Raw genomic sequence first — 14,093 nt, 5'->3', positions numbered from 1 at the left:
CCGGGACGTAGCCGCACCGTCAGCGCGGCGTCGGTCGCCGGTCCGCCGGAGACGGAAGACCTGGGAGCACGGCAAGGCCCCTCGGACGCTTACTCCGAGGGGCCTTTTCCGTGTGCGAACGCTCCGCCGGTCAGTCGTCCGGCACCGACTCCAGCAGGATCGTCACCGGCCCGTCGTTCACCAGCTCCACGGCCATGTCCGCGCCGAACACACCCGTGGCCACCTCGAGCCCGCGACCACGCAGGTCCGCCACCACGGCGTCGACCAACGGCTGCGCCACCGGCCCGGGGGCGGCGGCGTTCCACGTGGGCCGGCGGCCCTTGCGGGTGTCCCCGTAGAGAGTGAACTGGCTGACGACGAGCACGGGTGCGCCGACGTCGACCGCGCACTGCTCGTCGCGCAGGATCCGCAGCTCGGCGATCTTCCGGGCGATCAGGCTCACCTGGGCGGGCCCGTCACCGGGCGTCACCCCCACCAGCGCCAGCAGCCCGGGCCGGTCGATGGCGCCGACGACGATGCCGTCGACCGTGACGGAGGCGCGCGTGACGCGCTGGACGACCGCCCTCACGGGCCGAAGGTGGCGACGACCTCGCCCACGGGCGCTCCGTGGCCGAGCACCGGCGTGAGACCCACGGGCTGGACGAGCGCCGGGTCGACACCGGCCACGGTGAGCGCGGCCGCCAGCACGGCCGGGCGGGGGCGGGACGAGCCGTCGGCGATCTTGACAGCGACCGCGCCGCCGTCCGGCAGACCGGCCGCGTAGACGCCGTCGGCCCCGTCCTTGGCCACCAGGCCGGGCACCGCCTCCATGAACCGCGTCGCGTCGCGGCCCGTCCCGCCGACGTGCCACGGGTGCGCGGACATCGCGGCGCCGACGCGCCCCTCGAGGCCGTCGGCGGAGGCCAGGCGCCCGAACGAGCGGGCCAGGCCGCGCAGGGTGGTCGAGAACAGCGGGGCCCCGCAGCCGTCGACCGTGACCCGCTCGACGGAGACGCCCGTGAGCTCGGCGACGACGGCGCGCACGGCCCGCTGCAGCGGGTGGTCGGGCTCGAGGTAGTCGTGGGTGGACCAGCCCGCGGCCACGCAGGTCGCCAGCATCCCGGCGTGCTTGCCCGAGCAGTTCTGCGTCAGCGGCTCGGTGCCGTGCCCGTCGGCTCGCCACTGCCAGGCCGCGTCCGCATCCAGCGGCCAGTCGGGGGTGTTGCGCAGGTCGTCCGGCCCCAGGCCGGCGCCGGCGAGGATCGAGCGGACCACCTCGAGGTGCCCCTGCTCGGCGTTGTGGCTGGCGCACACGAGCGCGAGTGCGACGTCCTCGACGTCCAGCCCCGCCCGCAGCATCGCGACCGCCTGCAGCGGCTTGAGCGACGACCGCGCCCACACCGTGACGTCGCCGTCGCCGAGCACCAGGCGGTCGGACCCGTCTGGCGCGAGCACCACGACGTGCCCGGCGTGCACGGACTCGACGAGGCCACCGCGCAGCACCCGTGCGAGCGGGACCGCCGCGGTGCCGACGTCCGCCACGCTCACCAGCCGCCGGACGGGCCGCTCGGACCGCGCGGGCCCCCACGACCGCCCGAATAGGGCGTGACGGCCGGCTTCACGTCGACGAGGTAGACGATCCCGCCGACCGCGGCGAGGAGCGCCAGGAACGACGGCAGGTGCGGCACGCCGGGGATCGGGATGACGCTGAACGAGACGGCGGTGGCGACCCCGACGATCGCCCCCCACAGGCCCTTGGTGAGCTTGCCCGCCCGCGGGAACGCCGCCGCCGGGCGCCGGAGCAGGTCGATGAGCGCCCAGAGGCACAGCCCGAAGATGGCGATGTAGAAGACGAAGAAGATGAGGACCTGCAGACTCCCGATCACGGGGCGAGCCTACGAGACATCACGGGACGACCAGCAGCCCTTCGGCCCGCGCGGCCGCCGCGAGGTGCAAGTCCCAGGCGGCGACGACCAGGTCGGGCGACCGCAGCTCCAGCGCGGACGCGAGATGCAGGGCGTCGGCCGCGCGCAGGGGGTGCCGACCGACCAGCGCGGCCGCGGACGTCGTCACCTCGTCCCGGAGCTCGAGCACGTGCAACCCGGGCCACAGGCGGTCCCACGCCGCCAGCGCGTGCCCGGCCGCCTCGTCGTCCAGGCGTCCCGCACGCCGGCCGCCCGCGAGCACCGCGCGCACCTCGGCGTCGGCCAGCCGCGACGTGACCACCAGGTCGGCTCCGTCCCAGAGCGCCACGGCCAGCGCGGACCCCGGCTCGTCGACGCAGAGCTTCACCAGCGCGCTGGTGTCCAGGTAGACGATCGCCATCTCAGCGGCGCAGTCGGCGGACCAGGTCGGAGACCCCGCCCTTCGCCGCCGGTGAGGTGCGGTCGCCGCTGCGAGCCGGTGGTCGGGTCTCGGCCGACGGCGTCAGCAGGCCGTCGCGCTCGAGCCTCGTCAGCAGGTCGGCCGCGGCGATCCCGCTGAGCCTCGCGACGGGGATCCCCCGCTCCGTGATGACGACGTCCTCCCCCGCCCTGGCGGCCTCGATCCACTGCCTGAGCTCTGCGCGCAACGCGCTGACCGGGACGTCCACGGAGCGACGGTATCGAACACCTGGGGCTGCCGGTCAGATCTCCGGCAGGGAGTCGCGGGCGGCCTGCGGGGAGACGCCGGCCGCCTCGAGCAGGTCGACGACGAGCGAGCGCTGCAGCAGCACGAGGCTCTGCACCTGCCAGTCGCGCTCGGCCAGCTCGAACGGGTCGAGCGCGCGGGAGACCTCGAGCAGCTGGGTGCGCGCGCGTTCCGGGTCCCGGCCGGAGCCGAGGGCCGAGGCCAGCTCGTCGGTGGCCCGCGCCGTCGCGTCGACCTGCCCGGCGATCGTCGCCATGTCGTGCGTCTGCGCCTCGACGGCCGCCAGCGCGCGCCGCGCCAGCACGCGAGCGTTGCGCATGGCGCGGTCGACGTGCACGGCGTTGCCGGCCAGGCCGGCCAGCTCCTCGCGATGCTTGCGGATGGTCGGTGACACGCGGGCCAGCTCGCCCGCGTTCTGCGCCGTCTCGGACCACTCGTCGAGCGCCGGCTGGGACGCGCGACCGCGCACCAGCGCGTCCTCGACGTCGGCGGCCGACCCCGACCGCAGACCGCGGCCGAGGACCCGCAGCATGCCGGCCAGCTCCTCGACGGCGGCGTGCGCCAGTGCGCGCGGGTGCCGGCGCGGGTCCCGCGGTGTCAGCACGGCGACCGCGAGCGCGACGACTCCCCCGACGGCCGCGTCGATCCACCGTCCGAGCGGGTCGCCGGACGCGGACACGGCCGGGAGGCCGACGATGACGAGCGCCTGCACGCCCGCCTGCGTGGTGAGCATCTGCCCGCGGTCGATGAACCGCGCGATGATCGCCGCGAGGAACAGCACGACGGCCACCTGCCAGGCGCCGTTGCCGATGAGGTGCACGAGCAGGTCACCCAGCGCCACACCGATCGCGACCCCGACGGCGAGCTCCGCCACGCGGCGCAGGGACCGGTCCGCGGTGAACCCGAGGGCCACCCAGGCGCTGACGGGCGCGAAGAACGGGAACGGGTGGCCCACCCAGTAGCGGGCGATCGCGAACGCGATGGCCGCGGCCAGCGACGCCTGAAGGATCGGGAACCAGGCGGCCCGCACGCGCGCCCAGCCCTGCCGGACCCGTGCCTCGACGACCACCCGCGCGCGCGAGGTCGTGTCCGTCACAGGACCCTCACAGCATCGGGTGCTGCCCCAGGCCGCGGGTCAGGGGTCCGCGGGCGGCGGGCCGGTCCACGGACACGCCGTCCCCGGGGACGATCTGCTCCTGGCCCGCCGCGACAGCGCCGCCGTCGCTGTCGACCACGAGCTCGACGTCCGACGGGGTCGAGCGCTTCACCACGGCGAGCGCCACCGGACCCAGCTCGTGGTGCCGCGCGACCGTGGTGACCTGCCCGACCACCCGGCCGGGCTCCTGTGAGGCGTCCGTCTTCACCACGTCGTGCACCGCGGCACCCGGCTCGGGCAGCAGGTGCCCCGACCCGTCCAGGTGCAGCATCACGAGCCGGCGCGGCGGGCGGCCGAGGTTGTGCACGCGCGCGACCGTCTCCTGCCCGCGGTAGCACCCCTTCTGCATGTGCACGGCCGTGCGCAGCCAGTCGAGCTCGTGCGGGATGGTCCGGTGGTCGACCTCGTGCGACGCCCGGGGGCGCCACGCCTCGACGCGCGCCGCCTCGCTGGCCCAGGTGCCGACGAGCGGCCAACCGGCGGCCTCCCGCGCGCGCACCTCCTCGACCAGGCGGTCGCGCGGCACCAGCACCAGCCGCCAGGCGCGGTCGGCCCCGGGGTGCTCGTCGTCGGCCGGCCCGTAGCGCGTGCCGCCGACGGCCGTGGTGGGCCACGGGTCGCGCCAGGTGACCGGCTCGTCGGGCGTGCCCTCGGCGTCGACGGGCTCGCCGATGGCCGCCCAGTCTTCCGTGACGTCCGCGATGTCGACCCGGAGCATAAATTTCATGCGGTTCAGCCACGCGGCGAGCGCGATCGGCGTCTCCGTCAGCAGCCACGTGGTCTCGCCGTCGTCGACGACGCCCGCCGCGTGCTCGACGTGCCCCTGCGGGCTGAGCACGAGCAGCTCGGTCGACGTGCGCGGCGCGAGGGTGGTCAGCTCCTGCGACGTGATCGAGTTCAGCCAGCTCAGGCGGTCGGGACCGGTGACGGTGACGACGCCGAGGTGCGACTGGTCGACCACCGCGCCGCCGCGCGAGAGGGCGCGCTGCTCGGCGGTCGGGTCGCCGTAGTGCCAGGCGACGCCGTCGTCGGGGCCGGACGCACGGACCGCACCGTGCCGGGCGAGCAGCGGGCTGCTGTGCCGCGGGGGCTCGCCGTGCCCGACGGGCTCTGCGGGGGTGTCGACGGTCGCGTCGGTGGTCATGAGGCCTCGTCGTCGGTGAGGGCCTCGACCCGCGCGAGGCGGCCCGAGGCGTAGGACTGCATGGGGTGCCCGAACGCGGCGATGTCGTGGGCCCACATCAGCTCGCCGTTCACGAGGCCGTAGAGACGCTTGCCGGCGCTGACGGCGGCACCGGAGGACGTGCGCACGATCGCGTCGCTGACCAGGTCGATGCGCCCCTTGCCGACGGCGCCGATGTACAGGGCGACGTGGCCCGACGGGTCCGCCACCAGCAGCTCGACGGGGTGCTGGTCCGGCGTGAGCCCCCAGTCGGTGGGCCGCTCGGGCGGGACGCGCCAGAAGCCGGACTCGGTCTGCCAGACCGGGGCCGGGGGCTCGTTCTCGAGGGCAGCCGTGTCGGACGGGGCCGTGACGAGGCGGATGGTCGACGTGTACGACAGGTACGGCCCGCCGTCGCTGTCGATGACGATCTCCTGCGTGAACGTCGCCTCGTCGATTCCGGGGTAGTCGACGACACCCTCGCCGCGCCACGTGCCGAGCAGCCACGCCAGCGGGTACACCTCGGGGGCGAGGCCCTCGGGATCAGGCAGGACGAACGGCATGGACGGGGCCTCCCAGCATCAAGGCATGAAGTTCAGCGCTGGCCCTTGTAGAGCCGGTAGACGACGAAGCAGGCGAACCAGCCGATCGTCAACGTCGCCRCGACCAGCAGGCCGATGAAGACTCCCTCGAGCGCAGTCATGCCGACGATCCTAACGAGCGCGCACCCCTAGCCTGTTCCGATGACCCCGACGCCACGCCCACTCGTGATCAAGACCACGTCCGGTACCGACCGCCCGGAGGCGGCCAACCAGGCGTTCACGGTCGCCGCCGCGGCCGTCGCCGCCGGCGCCGAGGTGAGCCTGTGGCTCACGGGCGAGTCGGCGTGGTTCGCCCTGCCGGGGCGTGCCGACGACCTCGTCCTGGAGCACGCGACGCCGCTGGCCGACCTGCTGGCGATGGTGCTCGAGGGCGGCCGCGTGACGGTGTGCACGCAGTGCGCCGCCCGTCGCGGCATCGGCCCGGAGCACGTGCTGCCAGGCGTGCGGATCGCGGGTGCGGCCGTGTTCGTCGAGGAGGCCCTGGCCGACCGGGCGCAGGCCCTCGTCTACTAGGCGGTCCGTCCCGCGCGTACCCGCAGTCCCAGCAGGTACAGCTCGCAGCCGAGGCACAGGCCGAACACCGCGTTGAGGAACGCGGCGACGAGCGCGAGCGCGGCGGCTACGGGGACGGCGGCGCTGACCCCGAGCAGCCCGAGCAGCAGCCCGGCTCCCGTGATGACCAGGCCGACCAGCTGCGCGAACGTCGGCGGCCGCGGGTCCTCGAGCTCGGTCGGCGGGGCCAGGCGCGGGCGGACGACCTTCTTGAACACCCACGCCTGCCAGGTGCGACCGACGCCGCCGAACGCGCCGAGGGCGAAGCTCGCGACGACCACGGCGAGCACGGCGTACGCGGCGGGCGTCGTGCCGAGCAGCAGGACGACGATCAGCAGGACGAGCGTGAGGGCGGCGCCGAACCGCGGGCCGCGGGGGTCGATGCCGGCGGGGGTGCTGGGCGTGCTCATGGGGACTCCTGGGGAGGGGACAGGTGTGGGGCTGTCGATCGGCGGGGGCCGACCCGGGGGCCGAGGTCGCAGCGCGCCCGGCCGATCGCCCTCGAAAGGGCCGACCGTCAGGCGGCGGGGACCTCGCCCGGACAGGACGCCGGCGCGCTGAGCCCGCCGGGACGGTCCGGGGCGCACCCGCGCGCGACGCGGGGAGCGTCGAGCGGCAGGAGAGTCAGGGTGCGCATCGTGCTGAAGAGTCGCACGTGACCGGCCGTCGGCACCATGTCCATCTCGCCGTGTGGGCGCCCGCCGTGCGGGCGGCCGGGTCAGCCGACCAGCACCCGGCCGACGACGTACACGAGGATGCCGGTCACGGTCACCGGCAGCGTCACGGCCGCGAGCGAGGGCCAGCGCTTCTCCAGCGACGGCAGCTGGTCGAACAGGGCGTGCAGGGTGGCGACGAGGATGCCGACCGCGAGGCCGAGCAGCGCACCGGCCAGCGGGTCGAGCCCGGGCAGCAGGAGACCACCCAGGGCCCCGGCGCCGGCTGCCGCACCGGCGGTGACCAGCGCCCCGATCCACGGGGCCAGGTGGAGCGCCACGACCGCCGACCCGACCGCGAGCGCCAGCGCGCCCGCGACCACGAGGTGCTCGCCGCCGGGCGTCTTGCCGATGGCGACCCAGCCCGCCACGGCGACCGCCACGAGCGTCCCGGCCACGGTCCCGGAGACGGACTCGACGAGCCGCGTGCGCCCGTCGCGCCGCAGGAGCTCGCTGACGAAGGCGAGCAGGATCGCGGCGGCGAACACCACGGGCAGGTACCGCAGGAAGGGTGGGGACTCGGTGAGGTGCACGACGGCGACCGCCCCGACCCCGCCGAGGGCCACGACGGTGGCCGAGCCGACCGCGAAGGGCAGACCGGCGAGCGCGGGCCAGCCGAGGGCGAACACGACGGCGAGGACCGCGGCGGAGATGCTCAACGGGAGGCCGCCGAAGTACCCGGCGACGGCGACAGCGGCGGCGAGCACGGCCGTGACGACCGCGCGGGTAGCGAGCTGCATGGGTCCCCTACCGTCCCGCGACCGGGGTCAGTGGCGACCGGTGCAGGAGCGCGCGCAGGCGGGCGGCCTGCAGGGAGGGGAGGAGCACGCCGCCGATTGTCGCATCTCGTCGCGATTTCCCTCGCGTTACGCCCGGCGCTCGCAGGGACGTGTGACGCCATCCCTCGACATACGGGCGCAACGTGGCCGACGCGCGCGGTACCGTGGCCCCCACTCGCACGCGGGGAGGTTCCAGGTGGCAGATCTGCTGCTGCTCACTCCAGCGTCCGGGGGCTCCGCCCAGGTGCTCCCGGCCCTCGGTCTGTTGTCCCACCGCGTCCGTGTGCTCCCCGTCGAGCCGTCGGCTCTCGTGGACGCACCGGACGCGGACATCGTCGTGCTCGACGCCCGGCGTGACCTCGTCACCGCCCGGACCACGTGCCGGCTGCTGCGGGCGACGGGCCTCACCGTCCCCCTGATCCTCGTGCTGACCGAGGGCGGCCTGACGGTCGTCACCGCCGAGTGGGGCGCGGACGACATCATCCTCGAGACGGCCAACCCGGCCGAGGTCGAGACGCGCTTCCGGCTGGTCATGGAGCGCGCCGCCACCGCGGGGTACGACGACTCCCCCCAGGAGATCTCGTCGGGCGAGCTCACCATCGACGCCGGCGGCTACACGGCCCGGCTGCGCGGTCGACCGCTCGACCTCACGTACAAGGAGTTCGAGCTCCTCAAGTACCTCGTGCAGCACCCGGGGCGCGTGTTCACCCGCGCCCAGCTGCTGCAGGAGGTCTGGGGCTACGACTACTACGGAGGCACGCGGACGGTCGACGTGCACGTGCGACGGCTGCGCGCCAAGCTCGGCCCCGAGCACGAGCAGCTCATCGGCACCGTGCGCAACGTCGGCTACCGCTTCGACCCGCCCAAGGACCGCCGCAGCGCGGTCGACGGGCGCTCCGAGGTTCCCGAGCCCGCGGACGCCTAGCCCGCTAGCCTGGCTCCCGGTGGGCCGGGACGTCTGGTCGGCGCCCAGACCGCCCGGAGGTGCACCCGTGTCCACGCCCACCAGTCGCCTCTTCACCGCTCTCTCCCCCGGCTCCGAGCGCAACCTGCTCGACACGCTTCGGGAGGAACGTGTCGGCGGCGCTCTCCTGCTGACCGCCACCGTCGTCGCCCTTCTCTGGGCGAACGTGGCCCCCGCGTCGTACGCCACGGTGTCCGACACGGTCATCGGCCCCGCGGCGCTGCATCTCGACCTCACCGTGGCCACGTGGGCGACCGACGGCCTGCTGGCCATCTTCTTCTTCGTGGTCGGCCTCGAGCTCAAGCGCGAGATCGTCGCCGGCGAGCTACGGAACCCGAGCACGGCGGTCGTCCCGATCGTGGCCGCGATCGGCGGCATGCTCGTCCCCGCGATCCTCTACCTGGCGGTGAACCTGACCGCGGCGGACGGGGTGCCCCGGGGCTGGGCCGTCCCGACGGCGACGGACATCGCCTTCGCCGTCTCGGTGCTCGCCATCGTCGGCCGGAGCCTGCCCAACGCCCTGCGCGCCTTCCTGCTCACGCTCGCCGTCGTCGACGACCTGCTCGCGATCATCGTCATCGGCGTCGTCTACACCGACACCGTCTCGGCGCTCTGGCTCGGCGTCGGTGCGGCGACGGTCGTCGTGTTCGCGCTCGTCATCCGGCGTGGCTGGGTCAGCGGCTGGCTGCTGGTCCCCCTCGGGCTGGTGGCCTGGGCCGCGGTGCACGCCTCGGGCGTGCACGCGACGATCGCCGGCGTGGCGCTCGGGCTCGTCGTGCCCGGGTCGCAGGAGGCGACCCGGAAGGCGCTCCGGCTGTCCGCCCTCCCGTCGGAGTCGCTGGCCGAGCGCTGGGAGCACGCGTGGCGACCCCTGTCCGCCGGCATCGCGGTGCCGGTCTTCGCGCTGTTCGCCGCCGGGGTGACCCTGACCGCGGGCGCGCTGCAGACGACGTTCGCCGACCCGGTGGCGCAGGGCGTCGCGCTCGGGCTCGTCGTGGGCAAGCCCCTCGGCATCCTCGGCGCCACGTACCTGGTCGCCCGCTTCACGCGCGCCTCGCTCGCGCCGGGCCTCGGCTGGGCCGACGTCGGGGCCGTGGGACTGCTGGGGGGCATCGGGTTCACGGTGTCGTTGCTGGTGGGCGAGCTGGCGTTCGGCCACGGCAGCCCGCAGGACGAGCACGTGATCGTCTCGGTGCTCATCGCGTCCCTCGTCGCGGCCCTGCTCGGCGGCGCTGCGCTCTACCAGCGCGACCGACATCACTCGCGCGTGACCGCAACCTCTGACCCGGAGACCGACGGGACCGGGTAGGTTCGGCTCCGATGAGCACCGTCGACTCTGCCTCGCTCCTCATCGACGGCCCCTGGGAGCACCGGTTCGTGGCCGCGAACGGCGCGCGGTTCCACGTGGCCGTCGCCGGACCCGACGACCGCGACGCGCCGCTGGTCGTGCTCCTGCACGGAGTGCCCGAGTTCTGGTGGGCGTGGCGCCACCAGCTGCCGCCGCTGGCCGACGCGGGCTACCGCGTGGCCGCGATGGACGTCCGCGGCACCGGCGGCTCCGACAAGCCCCCGCAGGGGTACGACGTCCCGACGCTGGCTGCCGACGTCGCCGGGGTGATCCAGTCGCTCGGCGCGGCCGACGCGGTGGTCGTCGGCACCGGGACGGGCGGCGAGATCGCGTGGGCGATGGCAGGCCTGCACCCCGACCGCGTGCGCGCGATCGCGCCGCTGGCGGCCCCGCACCCCCTGGACACCCGGGGCCACCCACGTGTTGCCATGCGGCCGTCGGCCGTCCGGCGGCTCGCGTTCGTGCAGCTGCCGTCGTTCCCCGAGCGCGCGCTCATGGAGGGCGACCTGGTCACCCGCCTGCTGCGCGAGTGGGGCGGGGCCCCCGGCTGGCTCGACGCCGAGACCGAGCGCACGTACCGCTCCGCCGCCAACGTGCCGTTCGCCGCGCACAGCCAGATGGAGCAGCTGCGCTGGTTGGTCCGCTCGATGCCGCGGCTGGACGGCCGTCGCTACCACGCGGCGCTCGAGCAGACCCGGCCGCTCCCCGTGCTCCAGCTCCACGGAGGCAGGGACGGGCTCCGGCCCCCGTCCCGCGCCGGGCTCTCCCGCGACACCGCCGCGCTGATCGGACCGCAGTACCAGTTCGAGCTCCTGCCGTCGGCGGGGCACTACCTCGCCGAGGAGGCTCCCGAGCTCGTCACGGACCTGCTGCTGACGTGGCTGCGGACTGCCGCTCCCGTCTAGCGCGTCAGGACTTCACCATGGCGGCGGCCTTCGCGGGGTCGATCTCCCCGATGCCCGCCGACGGGCACATCGACGCGACGGGGCACGCGCCGCACGCCGGCTTGCGCGCGAAGCAGGTGCGCCGCCCGTGGAAGATCAGCCGATGCGACGCCATCGTCCAGTCCTTGCGCGGGATCAGCGCGTCGAGCTCCTTCTCCACCACCAGCGGGTCGTCGCTCTGGGTGTAGCCCAGCCGCTTCGACAGCCGCATGACGTGCGTGTCCGTGGTGATCCCCGGGACGCCGAACGCGTTGCCGAGCACGACGTTGGCGGTCTTGCGCCCGACCCCCGGGAGCGTCACCAGATCCTTCATCCGCCCGGGCACCTCCCCGCCGAACCGCTCGACCAGCTCCCGGGACAGGCCCATCACCGACTTGGCCTTGGCACGGAAGAACCCGGTGGGCCGCAGGATCTCCTCCAGCTCCTCGGGGTTGGCGGCCGCGAGGGCTGCCGCGTCCGGGTAGCGCGCGAAGAGGACAGGGGTCGTGAGGTTCACGCGGACGTCCGTGGTCTGGGCGGAGAGCACGGTGGCGACCAGCAGCTCGAACGGCGAGGTGAAGTCGAGCTCGCAGTGCGCGTCGGGGTACCGGACGGCCAGGGCGCGGTCGATGCGACGAGCGCGGCGGGTGCGGGCGAGGTCGGACTCCACTGCGTAGCCAGTCACGGTGGCAGCGTACGACGCGGCGCCCACACACGTCCGAGGGGCCTGCGACCTGCGGGGTTGCTCCCTTGGAGTGATCCCGTGGCGCACACAGGTATCACCGCTCAAGGTCAGACCGGACCGGGCCGAAACGAGACATGGCGCCCGTGCGAGGTGCCCGGTTGAGGAGGACCTGCCCCATGGCGCCACCCGTCGACCAGCGGGTCAGCGATCTTCGCCTCGACCGTCGCGCACTGCGCGCCGAGCAGGCCCGGGTCACCTGGTGGCGCCGGCTGGTGCGCGCCCGCCTCGACCTCGCGGTGGCCCAGGCGGCACGCCCGCAGACCCTCGGCGAGGACGTCGCCTTCCAGCTGCCGCTCGAGATCGGCGTCGGGGTGCCCCGACCCGCCGCGCTCGCGGCAGTGCTGGGCGGCTCCGAGCCCGTCGCCGACGTCGCCCGGCTGGACGAGCTCCGTGCCCTCGACGCCCAGCTCTCGACCTACGCCGCCGGCGTCGACGCAGCCCTCCTCCGCGCCACCGACCGCCTCATCGCACGCCTGGCCGTCGACCCCGACGTGGTCGTCGTCGGGCTGCGGGACGCTCTGGGCCGCGGATGACACCCACCATGGGGCAGACTGAGGGCGGATCAAGCCGCTGACCAGCGGTCGGTCCGTCTGTGCTCAGTCGTGAACGATGCCGCCACCGGGACGATCCGGGCAGCGCGCGGCCAGAAAGGTGAGGTGTCCCCGTGGAGGACGACATCGTGCTGTCGGCGCCGCTGTTCGCCGGTCTCGACCCGGAGGCGTCGGAGGCTCTCGTCGCAACGATGAAGGCGATCGACTTCGCCCGCGGCGACGCGCTCTTCCACGAGGGCGAGCCCGGAGACCGGCTCTACGTCGTGCGCGAGGGCAAGATCAAGCTCGGCCGACGCTCCAACGACGGCCGCGAGAACCTGCTCGCCGTGCTCGGCCCGGGCGAGATGTTCGGCGAGCTGAGCCTGTTCGACCCCGGCCCGCGCACCGCGACCGCGACCGTCGTCGCCGACGCCGTCGTGCTCGAGCTGGGTCACAGCGACCTCATCCGCTGGCTCCAGGACAAGCCCACGGTCGCGCAGCACCTGCTGCAGGCGCTCGCCCGCCGGCTGCGGCGCACCAACGAGGCGCTCGCGGACCTGGTGTTCTCGGACGTCCCCGGCCGCGTCGCCAAGGCGCTGCTCGACCTGTCCACCCGGTTCGGCGAGCGCGTCGACGAGGGCATCCGCGTGGCGCACGACCTGACGCAGGAGGAGCTCGCGCAGCTCGTCGGCGCCTCGCGCGAGACCGTGAACAAGGCGCTCGCCGACTTCGCCGCGCGTGGCTGGGTCCGTCGCGAGGGGCGCGCGGTCGTGCTGCTCGACGTCGAGCGGCTGGAGCGCCGGGCCCGCTGAGGCCCGGCCTGGTCGAGGCTCAGCTCAGCTCGACGACGATCTCCACCTCGACGGGCGAGTCCATCGGCAGCACCGCGACCCCGACCGCGGACCGGGCGTGCACGCCTGCGTCGCCGAGGACCTCGTGCAGCAGGAGGCTCGCGCCGTTGACGACCCCGGGCTGGCCCGTGAACGCCGGGTCGCTGGCGACGAAGCCGACCACCTTGGTGACGTGCGCGATCCGGTCGAGCGCGTCGGGACCCGACGGACCACCCTCGGCCGCGATGACGGCGGCGACCGCCGCGAGCGCGTTCAGCGCGCTGACCCGGGCGTAGCCGGCGGCGTCCTCCGGGGCGACGAGCCCCTCCCCGACGCCGACCTTGCCGGTAGCGAGCAGCGCGCCCCCGACGAACGGCAGCTGGCCGGACGTGTACACGTAGGCGCCCGAGCGCACGGCCGGCACGTACGCCGCGAGCGGCAGGGCCACCTCCGGCAGCTCCAGCCCGAGCTCGGTCAGCCGGGCGGCGGCGCCCATCAGGACTCCTTGGGCCGCTTGAGGTAGGCGACGAGGCCCGCATCCGGCCCCTGGATCACCTGGACGAGCTCCCACCCGTCCGCGCCCCACTGGTCGAGGATCGCCTTGGTGGCGTGAATGATGAGCGGAATCGTCGCGTACTCCCACGTCGTTGCCATGGCAGTCACCCTAGCGGGGGCACCGGACGGGTCGGAGCGCTCTCACAAGCCCCCGAGGGAGTCCGAGCCGACCAGCTCGGCGCGCCAGGAGCGCACCTCGGGCCGCCGGCGCAGCAGCGCGCGGCGCTCGCGCTCGGTCATACCGCCCCACACCCCGAAGTCCATGCGGTTGTCGAGGGCGTCCGCCAGGCAGGCGAGCCGCACGGGGCAGGCGGTGCAGACCGCGCGCGCCTCACGCTGGGCGGCACCCTCGACGAAGAGCGCGTCGGGCGCCAGCTTGCCCGCACCGCACGCCGCGAGCGCAGTCCAGTGCGCGTCCTGCACGAGTGTCGTCACTCATCCTCCTGAACACGCCGTGGGGGCGTGCCGTGGCAACCGCACCCGAGTCCTGCCCGGAAACTAGCGGTCGGACGCCCTTCCTGGCGAGACTCCGTTCGGGTCATATCGTCAGATGGACGTGTGACCGAGTCGCGGGGGCCGTAGGCACGGGCGGCGGCATGTGCAGGTCCGGTGCAGGTCGACGTG

Annotated in this window: 20 protein-coding genes; 6 read left to right on the top strand and 14 right to left on the bottom strand. The window is 74.5% G+C overall.

The genetic code is table 11. The annotated features are described in order from the left end of the window. Positions 1-130: 130 nt before the first annotated feature. Genes dtd through ACXJKA_RS01575 form a run of 8 tightly spaced genes read right to left on the bottom strand, consistent with a single transcriptional unit; the run spans position 131 to position 5,491 of the window. Positions 131-568 (bottom strand): D-aminoacyl-tRNA deacylase, encoded by a 438-nt coding sequence (gene dtd / locus ACXJKA_RS01610; protein ID WP_456823415.1) that lies wholly within the window; start codon positions 566-568, stop codon positions 131-133. Next, positions 565-1,521: an asparaginase gene (locus tag ACXJKA_RS01605; protein WP_456823414.1), complete on the bottom strand. Its 957-nt coding sequence runs from the start codon at positions 1,519-1,521 to the stop codon at positions 565-567. Before ACXJKA_RS01605 ends, dtd begins: the two co-directional genes overlap by 4 nt. A 2-nt stretch (positions 1,522-1,523) precedes the next feature. Further along, entirely contained in the window at positions 1,524-1,865 is a 342-nt protein-coding gene (locus ACXJKA_RS01600; RefSeq protein ID WP_456823413.1) for a DUF2516 family protein, read from the bottom strand. Between the two features lie 19 nt (positions 1,866-1,884). Beyond that, positions 1,885-2,304 carry a type II toxin-antitoxin system VapC family toxin gene (locus tag ACXJKA_RS01595; RefSeq protein WP_456823412.1) on the bottom strand — a complete coding sequence of 140 codons (420 nt, stop codon included), beginning with the start codon at positions 2,302-2,304 and terminating at the stop codon, positions 1,885-1,887. Between the two features lies 1 nt (position 2,305). After that, a complete protein-coding gene (locus tag ACXJKA_RS01590) occupies positions 2,306-2,572 on the bottom strand; it encodes a type II toxin-antitoxin system Phd/YefM family antitoxin (protein ID WP_456823411.1) in 267 nt (88 codons plus the stop codon). Positions 2,573-2,605: 33 nt separating this feature from the next. Then, positions 2,606-3,706, bottom strand: a complete 1,101-nt coding sequence (locus ACXJKA_RS01585) for an FUSC family protein (RefSeq protein ID WP_456823410.1) — start codon at positions 3,704-3,706, stop codon at positions 2,606-2,608. A 7-nt stretch (positions 3,707-3,713) separates the two neighbouring features. Then, positions 3,714-4,910: a CAF17-like 4Fe-4S cluster assembly/insertion protein YgfZ gene (gene ygfZ, locus ACXJKA_RS01580; RefSeq protein ID WP_456823409.1), complete on the bottom strand. Its 1,197-nt coding sequence runs from the start codon at positions 4,908-4,910 to the stop codon at positions 3,714-3,716. After that, positions 4,907-5,491 (bottom strand): FABP family protein, encoded by a 585-nt coding sequence (locus ACXJKA_RS01575; RefSeq protein WP_456823408.1) that lies wholly within the window; start codon positions 5,489-5,491, stop codon positions 4,907-4,909. The genes ygfZ and ACXJKA_RS01575 overlap by 4 nt, the downstream gene beginning before the upstream one ends. A 180-nt stretch (positions 5,492-5,671) precedes the next feature. Here ACXJKA_RS01575 and ACXJKA_RS01570 point away from each other — a divergent pair, with 180 nt between their 5' ends. Then, the gene (locus tag ACXJKA_RS01570; RefSeq protein WP_456823407.1) at positions 5,672-6,043 is read left to right on the top strand and encodes a DsrE family protein; all 372 of its coding nucleotides are present in this window, start codon (positions 5,672-5,674) and stop codon (positions 6,041-6,043) included. Here ACXJKA_RS01570 and ACXJKA_RS01565 read toward each other — a convergent pair. Together ACXJKA_RS01565 and ACXJKA_RS01560 are read right to left on the bottom strand one after the other, a co-directional pair. Next, entirely contained in the window at positions 6,040-6,492 is a 453-nt protein-coding gene (locus ACXJKA_RS01565; RefSeq protein WP_456823406.1) for a DUF4395 domain-containing protein, read from the bottom strand. The two genes, ACXJKA_RS01570 and ACXJKA_RS01565, sit on opposite strands and share 4 nt — an antisense overlap. Positions 6,493-6,800: 308 nt before the next feature. Beyond that, complete coding sequence (locus ACXJKA_RS01560; RefSeq protein WP_456823405.1) at positions 6,801-7,535, bottom strand: hypothetical protein; 735 nt, start codon at positions 7,533-7,535, stop codon at positions 6,801-6,803. Positions 7,536-7,770: 235 nt separating this feature from the next. Here ACXJKA_RS01560 and ACXJKA_RS01555 point away from each other — a divergent pair, with 235 nt between their 5' ends. The 3 genes from ACXJKA_RS01555 to ACXJKA_RS01545 all read left to right on the top strand — a co-directional run bounded on the left by ACXJKA_RS01555 (position 7,771) and on the right by ACXJKA_RS01545 (position 10,791). After that, positions 7,771-8,499, top strand: a complete 729-nt coding sequence (locus tag ACXJKA_RS01555; protein ID WP_456823404.1) for a winged helix-turn-helix transcriptional regulator — start codon at positions 7,771-7,773, stop codon at positions 8,497-8,499. A 67-nt stretch (positions 8,500-8,566) separates the two neighbouring features. Further along, positions 8,567-9,847: a Na+/H+ antiporter NhaA gene (nhaA, locus tag ACXJKA_RS01550; protein ID WP_456823403.1), complete on the top strand. Its 1,281-nt coding sequence runs from the start codon at positions 8,567-8,569 to the stop codon at positions 9,845-9,847. An 11-nt stretch (positions 9,848-9,858) separates the two neighbouring features. Then, positions 9,859-10,791, top strand: coding sequence for an alpha/beta fold hydrolase (locus tag ACXJKA_RS01545; protein ID WP_456823402.1), 933 nt, complete (start codon positions 9,859-9,861; stop codon positions 10,789-10,791). Between the two features lie 4 nt (positions 10,792-10,795). Here the strand turns inward: ACXJKA_RS01545 and nth are convergent, their stop codons facing one another. Next, on the bottom strand, positions 10,796-11,494 hold the full coding sequence (gene nth / locus ACXJKA_RS01540; protein ID WP_456823401.1) for an endonuclease III: 699 nt from the start codon (positions 11,492-11,494) through the stop codon (positions 10,796-10,798). A 176-nt stretch (positions 11,495-11,670) separates the two neighbouring features. Here nth and ACXJKA_RS01535 point away from each other — a divergent pair, with 176 nt between their 5' ends. Together ACXJKA_RS01535 and ACXJKA_RS01530 are read left to right on the top strand one after the other, a co-directional pair. Next, entirely contained in the window at positions 11,671-12,087 is a 417-nt protein-coding gene (locus ACXJKA_RS01535; protein WP_456823400.1) for a hypothetical protein, read from the top strand. 131 nt (positions 12,088-12,218) lie between these two features. Beyond that, entirely contained in the window at positions 12,219-12,896 is a 678-nt protein-coding gene (locus tag ACXJKA_RS01530; RefSeq protein WP_456823399.1) for a Crp/Fnr family transcriptional regulator, read from the top strand. A gap of 19 nt (positions 12,897-12,915) precedes the next feature. On the opposite strand, the gene ACXJKA_RS01525 is transcribed toward ACXJKA_RS01530, so the two are convergent. From ACXJKA_RS01525 to ACXJKA_RS01515, 3 genes are read right to left on the bottom strand one after another with little or no spacing between them, the layout of a single operon-like run. After that, positions 12,916-13,410, bottom strand: coding sequence for a RidA family protein (locus tag ACXJKA_RS01525; protein WP_456823398.1), 495 nt, complete (start codon positions 13,408-13,410; stop codon positions 12,916-12,918). Continuing rightward, complete coding sequence (locus tag ACXJKA_RS01520) at positions 13,410-13,568, bottom strand: DUF4177 domain-containing protein (protein WP_146847999.1); 159 nt, start codon at positions 13,566-13,568, stop codon at positions 13,410-13,412. The genes ACXJKA_RS01525 and ACXJKA_RS01520 overlap by 1 nt, the downstream gene beginning before the upstream one ends. A gap of 42 nt (positions 13,569-13,610) precedes the next feature. After that, the gene (locus tag ACXJKA_RS01515; RefSeq protein ID WP_456823397.1) at positions 13,611-13,904 is read right to left on the bottom strand and encodes a WhiB family transcriptional regulator; all 294 of its coding nucleotides are present in this window, start codon (positions 13,902-13,904) and stop codon (positions 13,611-13,613) included. Positions 13,905-14,093 lie beyond the last annotated feature (189 nt).

The sequence above is a fragment of the Cellulomonas sp. P5_E12 genome (assembly GCF_054049315.1).
This window is presented reverse-complemented; position numbering and strand designations above follow the sequence as displayed.